A 20,756-nucleotide genomic window follows, 5' to 3' on the forward strand; every position below is an offset into this window, starting at 1 on the left:
CGCTTGTGCGCAGGGCATGTCACAGGATGTGAAACATCCTGTGATCGATGCGGCCCGGGCCGTATTCGCCGTAGCCGACGGTGACGATTGAGCAAAGCCATGCGTAGCGTTCGTCGGACGTCTCAAACCTGGGCGTTGGGCGCACGTAACTCTCGTCGAAGGACAAGCGTTCGCCTTTGGCCAGGCGCTGGCGGCTATTCGGCGGGAATTTGAGAATCCCGTGTGACTCGTAGTGAATGAGGACACCGTCGTCGGTGCGCAAGGTTGCGCGAACGTCCATACGGCTGGTTCCGTCGGCCCCGACGGAAACCCAGTCGCCGCCGCCCGGAAGCATTTCACCCCGTAAGCGCGGACCTTGGAAGCGGCCGCCTTTGACCACGAAGGTCAAACGGGTGCCGAGAGGGGTCGCGATCGCTTGGCCGAGCTCCAGATCGATGCTGAGGTCGCACAGATGCTCCACCGGCAAGGTATTGATCAACGCCCGGTCGAACAACGGTAGTGTCGCGTCACCGGCAGCAGGAGCTTTCGCGTTTGTCATGTTCCTGTCCATCATTTCGCTTCATGCGCCGCTTTGACTTGCACAAAATCAAAGAAGGTATCTTTTCGGGTGACCAGTCCGTCGCCATTCACTTCCACGACGTCCAGCGCGTGAAACTTCCTGCGCTCCTTGCCAGGCGGCTGGAAAGTCAGGTCCCAATCGAGGGTCCAATGCCCTTCTCCCAGAAGGAGGCGATGCGTCTCCACCCCAAAGTTGGGATATCGCTCGAACACCTCGGCGAACTCCTTCAGCAGCGCGGTCTTGCCTTTCACCTCAGTGCCGCGGCCATGCGCCTGAAAGCTCGTTTCATCCGCGTGCAGCGCGACAATCGCCTCCGGACTATGAGAAAGCCAAGCTGCGGCGTAGCGGTCGGCGATGGCGGCGAGATCCAGTTTCGTAAGTTCAGACATGAGGAAACCTTTCGATGTCATGCAGTGTTGTTGGCGAAAGTGCCATTGATTCCGCAGTTCGCAAGGAAGCGGCTTTAAACCTTCTCCGGAATAGGCGATACTGTACCTATGATTTTCATAGTTACAAGGGGTATGATCGTAAAAATGACTAAACCGCCCGCTTCACCATCAATAAAACAGGGAACACTTTGCCCTATTGCCCGAGCTCAGGACGTCGTCGGCGACCGCTGGACCACGCTTGTCCTTCGAGAACTGTTCCTGGGGACTCGTCGTTTCGAAGAGATTCAGGCACATACCCAAGCTACTCCTCAGATGCTTACGACGAGATTGAAGAAGCTAGAAGCAGACGGCATGATCGAGCGCCGACCCTACAACGACAGGCCCCTGCGCCACGAGTACCACCTGACCGAGATGGGAAAGGACTTTTATCCTGTCTTTCTGGCCCTACGCGCTTGGGGAGAGACCTGGTGCAAGTCCGATGAAGAAGAAGTCGCGATTCAATACACGCACATTCCGTGTGGCCAGGATCCAGGCTTGGGTCCCACCTGCCTAGCGTGCGGAGAGGTGATGCGCAGGGAAAATCTGTCCGCCAGGCTGAGCGGATCGTTCGGCGCCGAACGGCAGGCACGAATGGAAGTCTTCAAAAGTTGCTAGAGATCGCTGCGCTGTTTGCGCCTGCTGGCCTTGCCAGTTAATGCCTAACTGCTGCCGCGGGCTGAATCTTGACAGCGAGACTGTCAATTTTCCGTCGGCGGCAACACAGCAAATTCCGGGGCACTGGGGATTTGACGGCCCCACCATTGGTGGCTGCGGCCGGGGACTTCTCGATATTCAAATTCGGCCGTCAGTTTGCCTCTTGGGTCGGATTGACGCCGCGGCAGGTGGGTACCGGGGTTACCTGCCACTGAAGGCGCCCAAGCGCATTCGCGGTGTGTTGGCCCAAAAGCCCGTGTAATCCCGATGACTCATGATTCCGGAACAGCAGCGCCTCCTGCATACGCTGGCGCGGCAATTGGCTATTACGCTGGAACGGGTGGCCGGAATGGGGGAACTTCTGCCTGGCCTACCGCCTAGAGGCACCTTTTAGAGAATCTGCGATCAGGAGCGCAGCACGAGTCGGCCCATTGGGTGGGTACCAGAGCGAAAGAGTTGCATTCGGCAAATCCGGAAGGGAGGCTTCCGCACCAATGTCTCTTAAGCCTGGTGACAGATCGCTACGAGGCAGGGTCAATATTCCAAGTCCCATCCGAGCGGCGGTCAGGCAACTGCTGAAACTGGGACTCATGCATGCAAGACGCCAAGATGTTCTTCTTGCGGCAAGTGCGGAGATCGCCGCCGACCTGTAGGGACACGGTTCCGGTTGAAAGATCATGGGCAAAGGACCGGCCGGAGGAAGCGGGGCGGTGTCGCAATAACCCCATACCAGACTCTCGCTCCATAAGGAATCTGCAACAGAATCACCACCACAATGAACACCGAGGACAACATCAAGAAGCTCTTCATTGAGCTGGTCAACCAGCACCTTGGTGGCATCAACATGCATCTCAACTTGGACGCCAGGGTGCTTTTCTTTGAAGCGTCGAAGCATGCCAGCCAGCGACAGGCTGAGGTAACCCTCAGATATGCCAATCCGCAGGCGTCCGCCAAGCCCTTGCGTGATGCCCAACTGCTCCCGCAGCGACCCATGCAATGAGAGGATTTCTCGTGCCCCTTGGAGCATGACTTCACCTTGAGGCGTCGGAGCCATTGATCGCGTATTGCGAGTTAGCAACTGACATCCCGCCTGGGCCTCAAGCCGCTTGATCTGAGCTGTTACGGCCGACTGAGTAAATCCAAGCCGGCTCCCGGCTGCGGTGAAGCTGCCCTCATCAATGATCGCTACAAATGTCCGCAGCAGTTCGGTTGAAAAGTTCTGCATTAACAAATTTTTGTGATTTCAAACATTATGACGATTAATTTTCATAATTAATCAATGCCACCTACCATCCCTTTGTTTTTTACTAACCGGAGCGAACGTATGAAGACTGTGCTGTACATTGAGGCCTCGCCTCGCAAACAAATCTCCGCGACAATTGAGGTGGCGCACGTATTTCTGGAAACCCTCAAACAACAGTTCCCAAGTGTTCGTGTTGACAAAATTGACTTATGGGACTTCGAACTCCCTGAATTTGATGGTGCTGCTTTGCACGCCAAATACGCTGGCCTGGAAGGCAACACACGCAGCGAGGAACAGCAGGCAGCATGGAACGGAATCACCGCACTTGGCGAAAGATTCAAAGCCGCAGACCTATTGATCTTTGCCGTCCCAATGTGGAATTTCGGCATTCCGTATAAATTGAAGCATCTCATCGATGTCGTCTCTCAAAAGGATGTCCTCTTTACATTTGATGAACGCGGGATGCTCGGAATGATGAACGACACCAGAGCCGTCTGCATTTACGGTCGCGGAATGGATTTCTCTGCCGAAGGTGCGACTCCGGCCGCGGTCTGGGACTTTCAAAAAGCCTACTTGGAAATTTGGCTCCGCTCCGTTGGTGTTACGAAAGTCGACAGCATAGTGATGGAAAAGACACTGTTCGGTACTGAGACCGATCGATTGGTCCGGGCCGGCGCTGCACAGGAAGCAAAGTTGCTTGCCATCACCCCGACGATAAAAGCGTGAGATTGCCGCGAGTCCTCCTAAATTTTCTTGCCTGTCGAGCTTTAACGCTCGTCGTCAGCTGACTCAATGGATCAAACTCCGCCCTTTCCCGAGGGCTGAGCTCCCGCCAGCAGAGATCGAGTTGGAGCCGGTAGTGCTGAAAATCCGTGGATGTTTTGCCCAAGTTTGTTGAATTCCGTCGAAATCTGACCCACTTATGGTGTGAACCGCTTGGCCTGAACCGTTAAAATCAGGGCCTGCGTGCTGCCTCGGCGCGCCGGCATTTGCTTTCATTCCGGGGCCATGTAGAGGACTACCATGTATAAAAACCTCGCGACCCCCGGTCTTTCGGCTTGTGTGGGCGCCTGTTTTATTTCTTCCGCTTCACCCCTTGCTTCCCACCGGCTACCGCCCATGGTGGGCTGCGGCCGTGGCCGCGCGAAAGCCGCGCCATGAGCTACCAGGTCAAGGAAATTTTCTACACGCTGCAGGGCGAGGGCGCCAATGCCGGGCGGCCTGCGGTGTTCTGCCGCTTTGCCGGCTGCAACCTCTGGTCCGGCCGCGAGCAGGACCGCGCGACCGCCGTCTGCCAGTTCTGCGACACCGACTTCGTGGGCACCGATGGCACGCTGGGCGGCAAGTTCCGGGGTGCCGACGCGCTGGCCGAGCGCATTGCCGCGCAGTGGCCGGCGGGCGACAGCGCGCACCGCTTTGTGGTGATGACGGGCGGTGAGCCGCTGCTGCAGGTCGATGCGGAACTGATCGCGGCCCTGCATGCGCGCGGCTTCCAGATCGCGGTCGAAACCAACGGCACGATCGCCGCGCCCGAGGGCATAGACTGGATTTGCGTGAGCCCCAAGGCCGGCGCGCCCTGGGTGCAGCGCGCGGGCCAGGAGCTCAAGGTGGTGTGGCCCCAGCCGAGCTTTGACCTGGCCGAGCTCGAGGCCGCCGACTTCACGCATCGCTACCTGCAGCCCATGGACAACCCGCAGCGCCAGCAGAATACCGAAACGTGCATACAGCTGTGCATGGCGCGCCCGGCCTGGCGGCTCAGCCTGCAGACCCACAAGATCACGGGCATCCGATGAAAAAGCTTCCCACGCCAGAACCCATGCGCTGCGAGATCAGCCAGACTTTTTACTTCGACGCGGCCCACACGCTCAAGCGCGCCATCGAGGCCGACAGCAGCAAGCGTGTGCACGGCCATACCTACAACGCCGAGGTGTTTGTGGCCGGCGAGCCCGACGCGGCCACCGGCATGGTGATGGACCTGGGCCTGGTGCGGCGCGAAATCGCCGCGCTGCGCGAGGAGCTGGACCACCATCTGCTCGACGGCGTCAAAGACCTGGGCCCGCCCACGCTCGAAAACCTTTGCCAGTTCATCTTTCGCAAGCTCGATGCGCGTTTGCCGGGGCTGACCTCGGTGCGCGTCTGGCGCGCCTCGCTGGGCGACGGCTGCCGCGTGAGCCGCTGATAAGCCTTATCGGTTTTTACATATCGCAAGGCTCACGGGCTGCGGTAACCTAGCACCCATGAAAGCCTACCGCGCCGCCCTGCTGTATTTCACCGGTCCCGCCCAGGCCGCCTACGAGGCCGACGGGCTGCTGGTAGTGGGACCCGACCCGCAAGGGCGCCAGGTGGTCCAGGCCGTGGGCAGCTATGAGGCGCTGGCTTCACGCTTTGCCGACCTGCCCACCGAACACCTGCCGGGCCGCATCATCGCGCCGGGTTTTGTGGACATGCACATCCACTACCCGCAGCTCGACGTGATCGGCTCACCGGCCGACGGCCTGCTGCCCTGGCTCGAGAACTACACCTTCCCCGAAGAAAGCCGCTTCTCGGCCACCGGGCACAGCGCGGAGGCCGCCGGTTTTTTCCTGGACGAGCTGCTGCGCAATGGCGTGACCACCGCGCTGGCCTTCGCCACCTCGCATCCCGAATCTGTCAATGCCCTGTTCACCGAAGCGCAAAACCGCAGCCTGCGCCTGATGACCGGCAAATGCCTGATGGACCAGAATTCGCCCGAGGGCGTGCGTGACGACACCGCGCAAAGCCTGGCCGATACCGAGGCCCTGATCCAGCGCTGGCACGGCGTGGACCGGCTCGGTTATGCGATCACGCCGCGTTTTGTGCCCAGCTGCAGCGAAGCCCAGCTGCGCGGCGCCGGCGAGCTGGCCGCCAAATACCCCGACGTGTGGATACAGTCGCACGTCGCCGAGAACAAGGACGAAATCGCCTGGGTGCGCCGGCTGTATCCGGAGGCCCGCAGCTACCTGAGCGTCTATGAACAGTTCGGCCTGCTGCGCCCGCGCGCCGTGTATGCGCATTGCATCCACATCGACGACGAAGACCGCGCGCTGATGCGCGCCACCGGCACGGCCGCGGCCGTCAGCCCGACCAGCAACCTGTTCCTGGGCAGCGGATTTTTTGACTACGAAGGCGCCGAGCGCGTGGGCTTTCCCTACGGCCTGGCCAGCGACGTGGGCGGCGGTACTTCCTTCAGCCCGTTTCACACGATGCTTGCGGCGTATTACGTGGGCCGAGAAGGGCAGACCAAGCCCGGCCTCTCGCTCACGCCCCAGCAGCTGTGGTGGCAGCACACCGCGGGCGCGGCGCGCGCGCTGGGGCTGGAAGGCGTAGTGGGCAATCTGCAGCCCGGCTGTGAAGCCGACTTCGTGGTGCTCAACCCGCAGGCCACGCCGCTGCTGGCGCGCAAGACCGCGCTGGCGGCCAATCTGGGCGAACTGCTGTTCGCGCTGATTGTGCTGGGGGATGACCGGGTGATAGAACGCACGGTGATTTCGCAGGCCCTGCCTTAGTGCTGGGCCGGCCGTTCAGGCCGTCACACTGCCCTGGTTCGGAATCCCCTCCATAGGTGCCTCATCCGTGCCAATCGTCGTCCGCGTAAACGACTCCACCTGTTTGCGCGCGGCCTCGGGGTCGCGCAGCCAGTCGGCGTAAAAGCTGAACGGGCAGGTGGGTGTTCCCTTGTCGCCGTCGCCGGAGTTGATCATGCCGGTGTAGCCGCGGTGCAGCAGCTTGAACAAGTGGTTCTCCGACTGGCCGTTGCGGCGGAAGTCGCGGATCAGGCTCTTGGACAGCGCCGCGTACTGCACGCCCATTTCCTCCTCGCCGCATTCGCCCAGCGTGCGGCCGTCAAAGCCTATCAGCGCCGAATGGCCGAAATAGGAATACACGCCGTCAAAACCCGAGGCGTTGGCCACCGCCACATAAGTGTTGTTGGCAAAGGCCATGGCCTTGGAAATCAAAATCTGCTGTTCCTTGGCCGGGTACATATAACCCTGGCAGCGCACGATGAGCTCGGCGCCCTTCATCGCGCAGTCGCGCCAGATCTCGGGGTAGTTGCCGTCGTCGCAGATGATCAGGCTGATCTTCATACCCTTGGGCCCGTCGCTCACATAGGTGCGGTCGCCGGGGTACCAGCCCTCGATCGGCACCCAGGGCATGATCTTGCGGTACTTCTGCACGATCTCGCCCTGGTCGTTCATCAGGATCAGCGTGTTGTAGGGCGCCTTGCGCGGGTGCTCTTCGTGCCGTTCCCCGGTCAGCGAGAACACGCCCCAGACCTTGGCGCGCCGGCAGGCGGCCGCGAAGATTTCGGTCTCAAAGCCCGGCACCGTGGCAGCGTTCTCATGCATCTCCTTGCTGTCGTACATGATGCCGTGAGTGCTGTACTCGGGGAAGATCACCAGGTCTAGGCCCGGCAGGCCCTTCTTCATGCCTTCGAGCATGCGCGCGATGTTGTTCGCGTTCTCCACCACCTCGGCTTTGGTGTGAAGCCTGGGCATCTTGTAGTTGACCACCGCCACGCCGACGGTGTCCTTGCTGCTTGAAATGTCGCCGTGAATCATGTCGTGCTCCTTGTGAAGAGTGGCTTTAGTGGCTGATCATCCAGGGGCGCTTGCTGGGAAAGGCCTTGTTGCCGTTGGGCGCGGTCAGCGTGGCGCCGCGTTTGCCGCTGGAGCAGCAACCGCAACCGGCCGGGTGTTTGAGCCGCGCGTAGTCACCGGATCGCTTGGGCTCATGCCGGGCGCGTTCATTGGTGTCCATGGCGCGGCGCGCACCGTCTTCCATCAAGGCCAGCGCGGGCGCGACGGACAAAATGCGCGCCGAGAGGCCACCGCAGCCAGGGCAGGCGGCCGCCTGGTTTCGCATGGAGACCGAGCGTAGCGCGTCGAAGCAGCCGCATTGCGGACAGTCGTAGTCGTAGGTAGGCATGGCGCTTCCTTTGTGTCTCAACGCAGGTCTGGCGACAGCGGCATGCTGATCTTGCCGTCGATGTGCTTGATAGGCCCGGAGGCGTTCGGGTTGATGTCGAAGTCGAAGATACCGGTCGGCAGCCACAGCGTGGCGCAGGAGTTCGGCACGTCGACCACGCCGCTGATGTGGCCCTGCACCGGCGCCGTGCCCAGGATGGAATAGGCCTGCGCGCCCGAGTAGCCGAACTTCTTCAGGTACTCGATGGCGTTCAGGCAGGCCTGGCGGTAGGCGACGTTCACGTCGAGGTAGTACTGCTTGCCGGCCTCGTCGACCGAGATGCCTTCAAAGATCAAATAGTCGTCGTAGCGCGGCGTGATGACGCTGGGCTTGAAGATGGGGTTCTTGATGCCGTACTTGGCCATGCCGCCCTTGATCAGCGTGACCTTCATGTGCACCCAGCCGGCCATCTCGATGGCGCCGCAGAAGGTGATTTCGCCGTCGCCCTGGCTGAAGTGCAGGTCGCCCACCGACAGGCCCGCGCCATCGACGTAGACCGGGAAGAAGACCTTGGAGCCGCGTGACAAATCCTTGATGTCGCAGTTGCCGCCGTGTTCACGCGGCGGCACGGTGCGCGCGCCCTCGGCCGCGGCCTTGTCGCGCGCCGCGCCCGTCATCTTGCCCATGTGGGCGGTGCCGGCCGAAGGCGGGTTGGCCAGGCCGGTGCGCGTCGGGTCGCTGTCGATCAGCGCCTGTTCGCGCGTGTTCCACATCTCCAGCATGGCCTTGTCGGGCAGGCAGCCTATCAGGCCGGGGTGGATCAGGCCGGCGAAGTTCACGCCCGGCACGTGGCGCGAACTCGTGAACATGCCCTTGAAGTCCCAGATCGATTTCTGCGCTTCGGGGAAATGGTCGGTCAGGAAGCCGCCGCCGTTCTTCTTGCTGAAAAAGCCGTTGAAACCCCAGAGGCTGTCCTGCTTGGCGCCTATGTCCAGCAGGTCGACCACCAGCAGGTCGCCGGGCTCGGCGCCTTTGACGCCGACCGGGCCCGAGAGGTAGTGCACGGTGCTCAGGTCGATGTCGCGCACATCGTCGGCGCTGTCGTTGTTCTTGATGAAGCCGCCGGTCCAGTCGAAGGTTTCCAGGATGAAATCATCGCCCGGGTTGACCCAGCAGGCCATGGGGATGTCCGGGTGCCAGCGGTTGTGGATGTTTTCGTTGAGGGTGGGTGACTTCGTCAGGTCAACCTTGATCAGCGTGTCGGTCATGCCATATCTCCTGGTGGTGATGAATAAAAAGAAAAAGAAAAATCAGACGGAAAGAAACTGCTTGATGCGCGCCGTGTCGGTGCCGGCGCGGGTGCTTTCGTGTACCAGCTGGCCGCCCTCAATGACGAAGAGCCGGTCGGCCACGTCCATCGCGAAGCTCAGCACCTGCTCGGACACCACAATCGTGATTTCGCGCATCTTGCGGATCTCGTTGAGCGCGCGCGCGATGTCCTTGATGATGGAAGGCTGTATGCCCTCGGTCGGCTCGTCCAGCAGCAGCACCTTGGGGTTGGTCACCAGCGCGCGGGCAATCGCCAGCTGCTGCTGCTGGCCGCCCGAGAGGTTTCCACCCTTGCGGCCGCGCATGTCGAAGAGCACCGGGAACAGTGCGTAGATCTCGTCCGGGATCTGCTTGTGTTTGGCGTTCTCCAGGCCAGTCAGGATGTTCTCCTGCACCGTCAACGTCGGGAAAATCATGCGGCCCTGCGGTACGTAGGCCACGCCCTTGGCGACGCGCTGGTAGCTCTCGTCCTTGGAGATGTCCAGCCCGTCGACTTCAATCGTTCCGGACTTGAGCGGCAGGATGCCGATCAGCGACTTGAACAGCGTGGTCTTGCCCATGCCGTTGCGGCCCATGATGGCCACGGTTTCGTTTTTCTTGGCAGAGAAGCTGATGCCGTGCAGCGCCTCGCTCTGGCCGTAGCTGACGTGGAGGTTGTTGACGTTGAGCATGGTGGTTCCTTGGTGCTTGCGGCTTAATGGCCCAGGTACACGTCGATCACGCGCGGATCGGCCTGCACTTTTTCCATCGATCCCTCGGCCAGGATCTTTCCCTGGTGCATGACGGTCACCTTGTCGGCGATGCGCTTGACGAACTCCATGTCGTGCTCGATGACGATCATGGCGCGGCCCTTGCAGATGCGTTTGAGCAGCTCGGCCGTCAGTTCGCGCTCGCGCACGCTCATGCCGGCAATCGGTTCGTCCAGCATCAGGAGCTCCGGGTCCTGCATCAGCAGCATGCCGATCTCCAGCCACTGCTTTTGCCCATGCGAGAGCAGGCCGGCTTCGGTGTCCACCTGGCCGTCCAGGCCGATCTCGGCCGCCACGGCCTGCACGCGGGCCTTGACTTCTTCGCTGCGCTTGAAGAACAGCGCGCCGAACACACCGCGCCCGCGCGGGAAGGACACTTCCAGGTTCTGGAACACGCTGAGGTTTTCGTAGATGGACGGCGTCTGGAACTTGCGGCCTATGCCGGAGCGCACGATCTGGTATTCGGGCAGCTTGGTCATCTCAGCGTTCTTGAACTTGATGCGGCCGTGGCTGGCCCGCGTCTTGCCGCAGATCAGGTCCAGCAGCGTGGTCTTGCCGGCACCGTTGGGGCCTATGATCACGCGCAGCTCGTTCTGGTCGACGTAGAGGTTCAGGCTGTCGATGGCCTTGAAGCCGTCGAAGGACACTGTCAGGTCTTCGACCGACAGCACAAAGTCGTTTGGGGTCATGGCGGGCGCGATCATGGTGGCTTCCTTGGTTTTCAGGTCCGTTGGCCGCTCAGGCCGGCAGGCAGCGTGGGCGTTTCAGGGGCTGCGGCTTGTGGAGACGCCATGGGCGGGGCGGCAGGCGGCGCGACCTTCTCGCGCCGCGCAAACCATTTGGCCAGCCAGGGCTTGACCCGCTGCGTGTAGACGCCGGCCAGGCCATCGGGGAAGGCCAGCACCACGCCCAGGAACATGCCGGCCATCAGGAACAGCCAGAGATCGGGAAAGCTCTCGGAAAAATAGGTCTTGCCGAAGTTCACCAGCAGCGCGCCGTAGACCGCGCCCACCAGCGACATGCGCCCGCCGACGGCGGCGAAGATCACCATCTCAATCGAGGGAACGATGCCGACCAGCGAGGGCGACATAAAGCCGACCTGCAGGGTGAACATCGCACCGCCCACGGCCGACAGCATGGCCGCGAAGCAGAAGGCAAAGACCCGGAACATTGCCACGTCGTAGCCGGAAAAGCGCACGCGGTCTTCCTTGTCGCGCATGGCCAGCAGCAGCGTGCCCAGCTTGCTCTTCTGTATCCAGGTGCACAGCACGATGGCGCCCAGCAGCAAGCCGGCTGTGAGGAAGTAGAGGATGTACTTGGCGCTGTCGGTGCGCGTGTCCCAGCCCAGGATGGTCTTCAGGTCGGTCATGCCGTTGACGCCGCCGGTGTAACCCTGCTGGCCGATGATGAGCACCGTGAGGATCAGCGCCACGGCCTGCGTGATGATGGCGAAGTAGACGCCGCCCACACGCCGCTTGAACATGGCGTAGCCGATGATGAAGGCCAGCAGCGTGGGCACGACCAGGATCAGCAGCAAGGTCAGCGGAAAGGATTGAAAAGGCTTCCACCAGATCGGCAGCGCGGTAAGCTGGTTCCAGTCCATGAAGTCGGGGATGCCGGGCGTGGACTGGATCTTGGTGGTGACGGGGTCGCTGGCTTCAAGCTTCAAAAACATCGCCATGCCGTAGCCGCCCAGGCCGAAGAACACGCCCTGGCCCAGGCTCAGCACGCCGCCGTAGCCCCACAACATCACCAGGCCCAGCGCGACGAAGGCATAACTGAGGTATTTGCCCACAAGGTTGAGGCGGAACAGATCCAGCGCGAGAGGAAAGGCCACCAGCAGCACCAGGGCCAGCAGGGCGACGTTGCCCAGGCCGTTGCGCACTATCCATTGCTTGAGGCTGTTCATGAAAAACTCCGGTTGTCTAGATGGGAATAAGGTGAAAGCTCAACGCCGTACCTTGGAGGCGAACAGCCCCTGCGGGCGCAGCATCAGGATGGTCACGATGGTCATCAGGGTCAGCACCTTGGCCATGGAGCCGGTCATGAAGAACTCGGCGATGGACTGGGTCTGCGCGATGCCGAAGGCCGAGACCACGGTGCCCAGCAGGCTGGCCGCGCCGCCGAAGGTGACGACCAGGAAGGCGTCGACGATATAGAGCGAGCCGCTGGTCGGGCCGGTGGAGCCGATGGTGGTGAAGGCCGCGCCGGCCACGCCGGCGATGCCGCAGCCGATGGCAAAGGTCAGGCGGTCGGTCTTTTTGGTGTTGATGCCGGTGGCGTTGGCCATCACGCGGTTGGCGACGGTGGCGCGCACGCGCAGGCCCCAGCGCGACTTGTGCAGCGCGACCAGCACGCCGCAGGTCACCACCAGCGTGAGCGCCATCACGAACAGGCCGTTGATCGGGATGTCCAGGCCGGGCGCCGGCGCCCAGGAGCCCATGAGCCAGTCGGGCAGGGTGGGGCTGACTTCCTTGGCGCCGAAGGTGGTGCGGAAGATCTGCTGCATGCCCAGCGACAGGCCCCAGGTGGCCAGCAGCGTGTCCAGCGGGCGCTTGTAAAGGTGGCGTATGAAGGCCCATTCAGCCAGCCAGCCGGCGGCGAAGGCGAAGATGAAGGCTGCCGCGATGGCAAACGGAAAGTAGGCTTGCACAAAGCCGGGCGCGTAGGCCTCCGACAGGTGCGAAAACAGGTAGATGGTGTAAGCGCCTATGGTCATGAACTCGCCGTGCGCCATGTTGATGACGCCCATCTGGCCGAAGATGATGGCCAGGCCCAGGCCCATGAGCAGCAGCACGGAAAACAGGCTGAGCCCGGCAAAGCCTTGCATCAGGCCGATGTTGAGCATTTCGGAAAGATTCATGGTGGGGCTCCGGTGCGGCGGGTGGGTCAACGTCAAAAAGGCAATGCGTCTGCGCGGAAGAAAAGAAGAAGCCCCTGCCGGCTCACCCCGTCGCATGGCGGAGTGAACCGGTAGGAGCCAGCGCCGCCGCTTACTGGTAACCCTTGGGGAAGGGATTCGGTTCGATCAGGGCCGGAGATTCGGCCACCACCTTGAACTGGCCGTCCGCCTGCGCCTGGCCTATGCGGGCCTTGCTCCACAGGTGATGGTTCTCATGCAGCTTCACGTAGCCTTCGGGCGCGGTCTTGAGCTCGATGCCGGTGGAAGCCGCGGCGATCTTGTCCACGTCGAAACTGCCGGCTTTCTCGACCGTGGCTTTCCACAGCCAGGGGCCGAGGTAGCCGGCCTGCGTCACGTCGCCGATCACCGCATCCTTGCCGTACTTGGCCTTGAAGGCGGTCACAAAGGCCTTGTTGTTGGGGTTGTCCAGCGACTGGAAGTACTTCATGGAGGCGTAGTAGCCGTTCATGTTTTCGCCGCCTATGCCCAGCACCTCGTCTTCCGTGACCGAGATGGTCAGCAGGAACTGCTTGGCGGCGGTGACGCCTGCCGCTTTCAGCTGCTTGTAGAAGGCCACGTTGGAGCCGCCCACCACCGCGATGAAGATGCAGTCGGGTTTGGCGACCTTGATCTTGTTGATCAGCGAGTTGAAGTTGGTGTGGCCCAGCGGGTAGTACTCTTCGCCGACGACCTTGCTGCCGGTGAGGTGGGTTTCGATGTGCTTGCGGCCAATCTTCATCGAGGTGCGCGGCCAGATGTAGTCGGAGCCGACCAGGAAGAAGGTCTTGGCTTTCTTTTCTTTCGAAGCCCAGTCCAGGCCGTAGAGGATCTGTTGCGTGGCTTCCTGGCCGGTGTAGATCACGTTCTTGCTCTGCTCCAGGCCTTCGTAAAAGGTCGGGTAGTAGAGCATGCCGTTTTCTTTTTCGAAGATGGGCAGCACGGCCTTGCGCGAGGCCGAGGTCCAGCAGCCGAACACGGCGGCGACCTTGTCGTTGACCAGCAGCTTTTTGGACTTTTCGGCGAAGGTCGGCCAGTCGGAGGCGCCGTCTTCCTTGATGACCTTGATCTTGCGGCCCAGCACGCCGCCCATGGCGTTGATCTGGTCGATGGCGAGCTGCTCAGCCTGGATGGAACCTGTTTCGGAAATCGCCATGGTGCCGGTGGCCGAGTGCAACTGGCCCACGGTCACTTCGGTGTCGGTGACGGCCAGCTTGGTGGTGTTGACCTTGGCCGTGGGGAATTGCTGGGCTTGCGCCCAGCCGGGCAGGCCGGCCAGCGGCAGGGCCGCGGCGACGCCCTGCATGAGGCGGCGGCGGTTGATGAAGGAAGATGGGTCGCGATCGTCGTTGGACATGCTGGGCTCCTGCGGTTGATGAAACGGTGAACGGTTGAAGAGGTGAAGGCTTGCGTTGAAGTCAGGTGAATCATGTTCACAAGGGCTGCGCATCCCTATACGTCAATCAACGTAGCCACCCTTTTTGGTGCAACGGGCACACTTCTTGCGGAACGCTTTGGGTGCGTTGCCGCAGCCCTACGGCCGTTTGACGGAGACCGCCTTGACCATCGCCACCCAGAAAATTTTTCGTATTCGACGCGAGTACAACGCCTGGGTGGCCGACGAATCCATTGAGGACTACGCGCTGCGCTACACGCCGCGCGGCTTTCGCAAGTGGTCGGAGTGGCGTGTCGGCAACACGGCCTTCGGCGCCATGTCCTTCCTGGCGCTGGAGGCGATAGGCGGCGCCATCGCGCTCAACTACGGCTTCACCAACGCGCTGTGGGCCATCCTGGTAGTGGGGCTGATCACCTTCTTCACCGGCCTGCCCATCAGCTATTACGCGGCGCGCTATGGCGTCGACATGGACCTGCTGACGCGCGGCGCCGGCTTCGGCTACCTGGGCTCGACCATCACCTCGCTGATCTACGCGAGCTTCACCTTCATCTTCTTCGCGCTGGAGGCGGCCATCATGGCGCTGGCGCTGCAGATGTACCTCGATATTCCCATCGCCTGGTGTTACGTGATCAGTGCGGTGGTCATCGTGCCCATGGTGGTTCGCGGCATCACGCTGATCTCGCGCCTGCAGATGTGGACGCAGCCGCTGTGGGGCGTGCTGTTGTTATTGCCCTACCTGGCGGTGCTCTGGAAGAATCCGCAGGCGTTTTCCGACTTCACGGGCCTCACCGGCCGCACCTCGGGCAGCAGCGAGTTCGACCCGCTCATGTTTGGTGCGGCGGCCACCGTGGCGTTCTCGCTTGTGGTGCAGATCGGCGAGCAGGTCGACTTTCTGCGCTTCCTGCCTGAAAAGACGCATGCGAATCGCCGGCGCTGGTGGGCGGCGGTGCTGATGGCCGGGCCGGGCTGGATAGTCCTGGGCATGCTGAAGATGCTGGGCGGCGCCTTCCTGGCCTTTCTGGTGCTGCAGCACGAGTTGCCGGCCGCCAAGGCGGTGGAGCCCACGCAGATGTACCTGGCCGGCTTCGCCTACGTCTTCAGCGACCCGGCCTGGATACTGGCCGCAACCGTGGTTTTTGTGGTGGTGTCGCAGCTCAAGATCAACCTGACCAATGCCTACGCCGGCTCGCTGGCCTGGTCCAACTTCTTCGCGCGCCTCACGCACAGCCACCCGGGGCGTGTGGTGTGGCTGGTGTTCAACGTCGCCATCGCGCTGCTCTTGATGACGCTTGATGTTTTTTCGGCGCTCGAAAAAGTGCTGGGGCTTTACAGCAACGTGGCGATTGCCTGGGTGGGCGCCCTGGTGGCCGACCTCGTCATCAACAAGCCGCTGGGCCTGAGCCCGCCGGGCATCGAGTTCAAGCGCGCGCATCTGTACGACATCAACCCGGTGGGCCTGGGCTCCATGCTGCTGGCGACGGTGGTGTCGGTGTTCGCCTATACCGGCGCCATGGGCCCCAAGGCCGAGGCCTTTTCGCCTTTTATCGCGCTGGGCCTGGCGCTGGTGCTGTCGCCGTTGCTGGCCTGGCTGACCAAGGGGCGCTATTACGTCGCGCGCAAGCCGCAGGCCATGGGTGTGCCCGGCCAGAGGGTGCGCTGCCACGTTTGCGAGAACGCCTTCGAGGCCGAAGACATGGCCAGCTGCCCGGCCTACGGCGCGCCCATCTGCTCGCTGTGCTGCACGCTGGAGTCGCGCTGCCACGACCGCTGCAAGACGCGCTCACGCGCCGCCGAGCAGGCTGAGGAATTTTTGAGCAAGCTGCTGCCCAGCGCGCTGTCGAGCCGCGTCAACTTCCGCGTCGGCCACTACATGGTGGTGATGCTCTCGCTGTGCGCGCTGCTGGCCACGGTGATGGGCATGGTCTACATGCAGGAGACCACCTTCCCGGCTTCGGGTGATCTCTCGAGCCTGCTGCGCTCGGCCTTCGTGAAAGTGTTCGCCATGCTGCTGCTGATCGTCGCGGTCTGCAGCTGGTGGGTGGTGCTGGGCAGCGAAAGCCGGCGCATGGCGCAGGACGAGTCGAATCGGCAGAACCAGCTGCTGTCGCGCGAGATCGAGGCGCACCAGCGCACCGACGCGGCGTTGCAAACCGCCAAGGAAGTGGCCGAGTCGGCCAACCAGGCCAAGACGCGCTACGTGGCCGGCATGACACACGAGCTGCGCACGCCGCTTAACAGCATCCTGGGCTATTCACAAATCCTGCTGAAAAGCGAGGCGCTGGCCAGCACGCCGCGCGAAGCCGTGCAGACCATACAGCGCAGCGGCGAGCACCTGCTGCAACTCGTCGACGGCCTGCTCGACCTGGCGCGCATCGAGGCCGGCCGGCTGCGGCTGGAGCCGATTCCGGTGCCGCTGCCCGACTTCCTCGAAGGCCTGGTCAGCATGGTGCGGCCACAGGCCGAGGCCAAGGGCGTGGATTTTTTCTACACCCACAGCGGCCGCATGCCGGCCTGGGTGCAGGCCGACGCCAAGCGGCTGCGCCAGATCATCATCAACCTGCTGAGCAATGCGGTGATGTTCACCGACACGGGCAGCGTGAAGCTGCATGTGGACTGCCGGCGCGAGGTGATCCGCTTCGACGTGGTGGACACCGGCATAGGCATCGCGCCGCAGGACCAGCAACGCATCTTCCTGCCCTTTGAGCGCGGCGCCGCGGGCCGCCGCCGCGGCGAGCCGGGCACCGGCCTGGGCCTGACCATCACCGGCCTGCTGACCGCGCTGATGGGCGGCGACCTGAGCCTGCGGAGCGAGCCCGACAAGGGCAGCACCTTCAGCGTGCGGCTGTACCTGCGCGAGATCGACGACCCCGGCCCGATGGCCGACCCGCCGCACCAGATCGCCGGCTTCTTCGGCAAGCGCAGGACGCTGCTGGTGGTCGACGACCAGCCGGTGCAGCGCCAGATGCTGGCCGGCATGCTCACGCCGCTGGGCTTTGACGTGAAAGAGGCGGCCAGCGGCCTGGAATGCATAGACAGCCTCAAGGACGCGGTGCCCGACGCGATCCTGCTGGACATCACCATGGACGACCTGGACGGTTGGGAAACCGCGCTGCAGATACGCCACCGGGGCTACGACAGCGTGCCCATCATCGTGGTGTCGGCCAATGTGTTCGAGAACCAGGCTTCGCGCCTGAAGGCCTCGGGCTGCCAGGCCTTTGTCGGCAAGCCGGTGCTCGAATCCGAGCTGATGGACGCCTTGCAGCGCCACCTGGGGCTGGAATGGGTGACCTCGGTGGTCTCGCCGGCGCCGCTGGCGGCCGGCGTGGCGGGCTCGTCCGGGGAAGCTTCGCTGGGCCTGCCCGAGGAGGCTCGCGCCGGGTTGATACGCCTGGTGAAGCTGGGCCACGTGCACGGCCTGCACCGCCTGCTGGACCGCGTCACGGCCGAAGACCCCTCGCTGGCCGCCAGCTGCGCGCGGCTGCGCGGCTTTGTGAGCCGATGCGAACTCGAATTGTTGCTCGATCATTTGACGGAGGGTGTCGATGCTTGAGGCCACTGAAGAACAACAGCGTCCCGTGGTGCTGGTGGTCGACGACGCCCCCAGCAGCCTGGGCATGCTGTGCGACACGCTGGAGGGCGAGGGTTACACCGTGCTGGTGGCGCGCGATGGAGATTCGGCCCTGCAGCGTCTGGAACTGGTGGCGCCTGACGCCATCCTGCTGGACGCCGTCATGCCCGGCCTCTCGGGCTTTGACACCTGCCGGCAGATCAAGGCCAACCCCGTGATGGCGCACATCCCGGTGATCTTCATGACAGGCCTGTCGGAGACGCCGCACGTGCTGGAAGGTTTTGCCTGCGGCGGTGTCGACTACGTCGTCAAGCCGCTGCGCGCGCAGGAGGTGGTGGCGCGCCTGCACACCCACACGCGCAATGCGCGCATGACACGGCTGGCGCGCGAGGCCGTGGACGTGGCCGGCTTCGGCGTGGTGCTGGTCGATGCGCGCGGGCGCATTGCCTGGCGCTCGCCGCAGGCGGCCCTGTGGCTGCGGGCTGCGGAAGGCGGAGCGCAGCCGGGGCGCCTGCCGGATGCGGTCTATCCGGCGCTGGAGGGCGACAGCGGCGAGGTGCTGCTGGCCCTGGCCGGTGTGCAGCTGTCGGTGCGCAACATGGGCCGGGTCGGCATAGGCGAGACCATGCTGCTGCTGGAGCAGCGCGGCGCGAACGCCGCCTCGCCTTCGCGCCTGGCCAATGCCGCGCTGACGCCGCGTGAAACCGAGGTTCTCTCCTGGCTGGCCAAGGGCAAGACGAATCGCGACATCGGCGACATCCTGGGCATGAGCCACCGGACGGTCAACAAGCACCTGGAGCATATTTTTGAAAAGCTCGGCGTCGAGACCCGGGCGGCCGCCGCGGCGCTGGCGACCGGACACGTGTTTTGAGCGTTTTCATTGGTGGGCGGGGGCTGGCTGCTCCTGAATCCATAGCGTGAGGGATTCCCAATCTGGGTAGACGCCCGGCTTGCCTACAATCAGGGAACAGTGAGGAGTTTCCCCGAATGAGCATCAAGAGCGACAAATGGATACGCCGCATGGCGGAAACCACCGGCATGATCGAGCCCTTCGAGCCCGGCCAGATACGCGCCGCGGCCGGCGGCCAGAAGATCATCAGCTACGGCACCAGCAGCTACGGCTACGACATCCGCTGCGCGCCCGAGTTCAAGGTCTTCACCAATATCCACAGCACCGTGGTCGACCCGAAGAACTTCGACGAGAAAAGTTTTGTCGACTTCCACGGCGACAGCTGCATCATCCCGCCCAACAGCTTCGCGCTGGCGCGCACCGTCGAATACTTCCGCATCCCGCGCAATGTGCTGACCATCTGCCTGGGCAAAAGCACCTACGCGCGCTGCGGCATCATCGTCAACGTCACGCCGTTTGAGCCCGAATGGGAAGGCTACGTGACACTGGAGTTCTCGAACACCACGCCGCTGCCCGCCAAGATCTACGCGGGCGAAGGCTGCGCGCAGGTGCTGTTTTTCGAGAGCGACAAGGACGACGTCTGCGAAGTCTCGTACAAGGACCGCGGCGGGAAATACCAGGGGCAGGTTGGGGTGACGCTGCCGAAGGCCTGACGGCTCTCCCGGGGGGAGGGCTCAGGGCTTGGCGACCTGGGGGCGGCTGGCAAAGCCGCTCATGTATTTGAGGGCATCGCCTATGGTGTCGCGCCAGACCGCCCATTCATGGTCGCCGTCGACGGCGCGGTATTCCACCAGCTTGGGCTGGTACTCAAACAATTTCTGGAACAGGCCGGCCGAGTGATAGGCGATGGAAAAAGTGTCGTGGTCGCCGCTGTTGATATACATCGGCACCACGACTTTTTTGCTTTTGTAGGCTTCCCAACTGGCGGTGTAGTTCAGGCGGTCCCACGAGGCCTGGTCAAACTTGCCGTTAAGCTGGAACGGCGCGACCTGCATGGCCGAAGAATGGGCCGGTGGTGTCGGTGAATAGATTGCCGGACTCAATGCCGCGGCGGAAACAAACAGCTCAGGGTATTTGAAAACGGCATTCACCGTGCCGAAACCGCCGGCGGACAGGCCGGCGATCATGCGGCCTTCGCGCGCGTTGATGGTCCTGAAGTTGCTGTCGATGTGGGGGATGAGCTCCTTGATGAGCGCGGTTTCGGCCTTGTCCTTGTTGCCGTCCACCCACCAGCTGGTGCCGCCGCCCGGCATCACGATGATGGCCGGCTGGACGCGGCCTTCCCGGACCAGCGTGTCCATGGTCGCCTGGACTTGGCCCTTGACCAGCCAGTCGTTCTGGTCGCCGGCGTTGCCGTGCAGCAAAAAAATCACCGGGTAGCGCAACCGGCCGTTTTCATAGCCGTCCGGCAGGTAGAGGGTGTAGCGGTAGTCTGCGTTCAGGGCCTTTGAGCTGAAGGACCTGGCGGTGACCTCGCCGGCAAGCGCCAGCGGCGCGGTGGCCGCGAGCAGTGCCAGCAACAGCCAGCCCAGCAGTTTTCGAATTGACTGGAATCCCATGTTCGTCCCCATCTCGGTCTCCTTGTGGTGTGAGGGCGAGTATCCGGTAAATCCCGGAGCCCGGCCAGCGCCGCGGGGAGGCTTGCTACTTCACCAGCAACACCGGCGTCTCGCTCTCCGCGACCACGCGCTGGGCCACGCTGCCGATCAGCGCCCGGCTCAGCAGTCCCTGGCCGTGCGTGCCCATGACGATCAGGTGCGCTTTCTCGCGCTTGGCGGCGCGCAGGATTTCAGCGGTGGGCGAGCCGACCACTGCGACGGTTTTGAATGCCATCTTGTGGCGCTTGAGGAAGCGTTCTATGGGCGCCAGCACCTTTTGGGATTCTTCGGCATGGTAGGCCGTGACGTTGGCCGAGCCCAGCATGCTCTTGACGCGGCCCGGGACCGGCGCCTGCACGTTGATCACCACCACTTCGCCTTCGGCGCCGGCGAGGTCTTCATGGTTGACCAGGAAGGCCAGGGCTTTTTTGGTGTACTTGCTGCCGTCGGCAGCGAACAGAATCTTCATGGTTTTATCTCCGGGTTTGGACGGGCCAGCG

General features: G+C 62.8%; 22 protein-coding genes. 9 read left to right on the forward strand and 13 right to left on the reverse strand.

What is annotated here, in order from left to right; translation table 11 throughout:
- Positions 1-19 precede the first annotated feature (19 nt).
- On the reverse strand, positions 20-538 hold the full coding sequence (locus AC1D1F_RS07320; RefSeq protein WP_477676639.1) for a DUF3237 domain-containing protein: 519 nt from the start codon (positions 536-538) through the stop codon (positions 20-22).
- A gap of 11 nt (positions 539-549) precedes the next feature.
- Complete coding sequence (locus AC1D1F_RS07325) at positions 550-948, reverse strand: nuclear transport factor 2 family protein (RefSeq protein WP_477676638.1); 399 nt, start codon at positions 946-948, stop codon at positions 550-552.
- A gap of 144 nt (positions 949-1,092) precedes the next feature.
- Here AC1D1F_RS07325 and AC1D1F_RS07330 point away from each other — a divergent pair, with 144 nt between their 5' ends.
- Complete coding sequence (locus AC1D1F_RS07330) at positions 1,093-1,602, forward strand: winged helix-turn-helix transcriptional regulator (protein ID WP_477696528.1); 510 nt, start codon at positions 1,093-1,095, stop codon at positions 1,600-1,602.
- A 149-nt stretch (positions 1,603-1,751) separates the two neighbouring features.
- Positions 1,752-1,856, forward strand: a complete 105-nt coding sequence (locus AC1D1F_RS07335) for a transposase (protein ID WP_477696539.1) — start codon at positions 1,752-1,754, stop codon at positions 1,854-1,856.
- A 155-nt stretch (positions 1,857-2,011) separates the two neighbouring features.
- Here AC1D1F_RS07335 and AC1D1F_RS07340 read toward each other — a convergent pair whose 3' ends face one another.
- Complete coding sequence (locus AC1D1F_RS07340; protein ID WP_477696527.1) at positions 2,012-2,866, reverse strand: LysR family transcriptional regulator; 855 nt, start codon at positions 2,864-2,866, stop codon at positions 2,012-2,014.
- A 99-nt stretch (positions 2,867-2,965) separates the two neighbouring features.
- Here AC1D1F_RS07340 and AC1D1F_RS07345 point away from each other — a divergent pair, with 99 nt between their 5' ends.
- The 4 genes from AC1D1F_RS07345 to guaD all read left to right on the forward strand — a co-directional run bounded on the left by AC1D1F_RS07345 (position 2,966) and on the right by guaD (position 6,408).
- Positions 2,966-3,610: an FMN-dependent NADH-azoreductase gene (locus AC1D1F_RS07345; RefSeq protein WP_477676533.1), complete on the forward strand. Its 645-nt coding sequence runs from the start codon at positions 2,966-2,968 to the stop codon at positions 3,608-3,610.
- A 431-nt stretch (positions 3,611-4,041) separates the two neighbouring features.
- A complete protein-coding gene (gene queE, locus AC1D1F_RS07350; RefSeq protein WP_477696524.1) occupies positions 4,042-4,677 on the forward strand; it encodes a 7-carboxy-7-deazaguanine synthase in 636 nt (211 codons plus the stop codon).
- Positions 4,678-4,700: 23 nt separating this feature from the next.
- On the forward strand, positions 4,701-5,063 hold the full coding sequence (locus AC1D1F_RS07355; protein ID WP_477676537.1) for a 6-pyruvoyl trahydropterin synthase family protein: 363 nt from the start codon (positions 4,701-4,703) through the stop codon (positions 5,061-5,063).
- A gap of 58 nt (positions 5,064-5,121) precedes the next feature.
- Positions 5,122-6,408, forward strand: a complete 1,287-nt coding sequence (gene guaD / locus AC1D1F_RS07360) for a guanine deaminase (RefSeq protein WP_477676532.1) — start codon at positions 5,122-5,124, stop codon at positions 6,406-6,408.
- Positions 6,409-6,423: 15 nt separating this feature from the next.
- On the opposite strand, the gene AC1D1F_RS07365 is transcribed toward guaD, so the two are convergent.
- The 8 genes from AC1D1F_RS07365 to urtA all read right to left on the reverse strand — a co-directional run bounded on the left by AC1D1F_RS07365 (position 6,424) and on the right by urtA (position 14,141).
- Entirely contained in the window at positions 6,424-7,461 is a 1,038-nt protein-coding gene (locus AC1D1F_RS07365; RefSeq protein WP_477676531.1) for an aliphatic amidase, read from the reverse strand.
- Between the two features lie 25 nt (positions 7,462-7,486).
- Positions 7,487-7,828 carry a zinc ribbon domain-containing protein gene (locus tag AC1D1F_RS07370; protein WP_477676530.1) on the reverse strand — a complete coding sequence of 114 codons (342 nt, stop codon included), beginning with the start codon at positions 7,826-7,828 and terminating at the stop codon, positions 7,487-7,489.
- A 17-nt stretch (positions 7,829-7,845) separates the two neighbouring features.
- Entirely contained in the window at positions 7,846-9,075 is a 1,230-nt protein-coding gene (gene fmdA, locus AC1D1F_RS07375; RefSeq protein ID WP_477676529.1) for a formamidase, read from the reverse strand.
- Between the two features lie 42 nt (positions 9,076-9,117).
- A complete protein-coding gene (urtE, locus tag AC1D1F_RS07380) occupies positions 9,118-9,807 on the reverse strand; it encodes an urea ABC transporter ATP-binding subunit UrtE (RefSeq protein WP_436157998.1) in 690 nt (229 codons plus the stop codon).
- A 23-nt stretch (positions 9,808-9,830) separates the two neighbouring features.
- Positions 9,831-10,574: an urea ABC transporter ATP-binding protein UrtD gene (gene urtD / locus AC1D1F_RS07385; RefSeq protein WP_457280956.1), complete on the reverse strand. Its 744-nt coding sequence runs from the start codon at positions 10,572-10,574 to the stop codon at positions 9,831-9,833.
- A 32-nt stretch (positions 10,575-10,606) separates the two neighbouring features.
- Positions 10,607-11,794: an urea ABC transporter permease subunit UrtC gene (urtC, locus tag AC1D1F_RS07390; RefSeq protein ID WP_477696523.1), complete on the reverse strand. Its 1,188-nt coding sequence runs from the start codon at positions 11,792-11,794 to the stop codon at positions 10,607-10,609.
- Positions 11,795-11,833: 39 nt separating this feature from the next.
- On the reverse strand, positions 11,834-12,748 hold the full coding sequence (urtB, locus tag AC1D1F_RS07395; RefSeq protein ID WP_477676527.1) for an urea ABC transporter permease subunit UrtB: 915 nt from the start codon (positions 12,746-12,748) through the stop codon (positions 11,834-11,836).
- Positions 12,749-12,878: 130 nt separating this feature from the next.
- Positions 12,879-14,141, reverse strand: coding sequence for an urea ABC transporter substrate-binding protein (gene urtA, locus AC1D1F_RS07400; RefSeq protein ID WP_477676526.1), 1,263 nt, complete (start codon positions 14,139-14,141; stop codon positions 12,879-12,881).
- A 202-nt stretch (positions 14,142-14,343) separates the two neighbouring features.
- Here urtA and AC1D1F_RS07405 point away from each other — a divergent pair, with 202 nt between their 5' ends.
- The 3 genes from AC1D1F_RS07405 (at position 14,344) to dcd (ending at position 19,311) form a co-directional block, all read left to right on the forward strand.
- The gene (locus AC1D1F_RS07405; RefSeq protein WP_477696522.1) at positions 14,344-17,730 is read left to right on the forward strand and encodes a hybrid sensor histidine kinase/response regulator; all 3,387 of its coding nucleotides are present in this window, start codon (positions 14,344-14,346) and stop codon (positions 17,728-17,730) included.
- On the forward strand, positions 17,723-18,619 hold the full coding sequence (locus AC1D1F_RS07410) for a response regulator (protein WP_477676524.1): 897 nt from the start codon (positions 17,723-17,725) through the stop codon (positions 18,617-18,619). The genes AC1D1F_RS07405 and AC1D1F_RS07410 overlap by 8 nt, the downstream gene beginning before the upstream one ends.
- Positions 18,620-18,735: 116 nt before the next feature.
- Positions 18,736-19,311, forward strand: a complete 576-nt coding sequence (dcd, locus tag AC1D1F_RS07415) for a dCTP deaminase (RefSeq protein ID WP_436158004.1) — start codon at positions 18,736-18,738, stop codon at positions 19,309-19,311.
- A 21-nt stretch (positions 19,312-19,332) separates the two neighbouring features.
- On the opposite strand, the gene AC1D1F_RS07420 is transcribed toward dcd, so the two are convergent.
- Both AC1D1F_RS07420 and AC1D1F_RS07425 read right to left on the reverse strand, forming a co-directional pair.
- A complete protein-coding gene (locus AC1D1F_RS07420; RefSeq protein WP_477700688.1) occupies positions 19,333-20,217 on the reverse strand; it encodes an alpha/beta hydrolase in 885 nt (294 codons plus the stop codon).
- A gap of 85 nt (positions 20,218-20,302) precedes the next feature.
- Positions 20,303-20,725, reverse strand: a complete 423-nt coding sequence (locus AC1D1F_RS07425) for a universal stress protein (protein WP_477676523.1) — start codon at positions 20,723-20,725, stop codon at positions 20,303-20,305.
- Between the last annotated feature and the right edge of the window lie 31 nt (positions 20,726-20,756).

The sequence above is a fragment of the Polaromonas sp. P1_H6 genome (assembly GCF_056405195.1).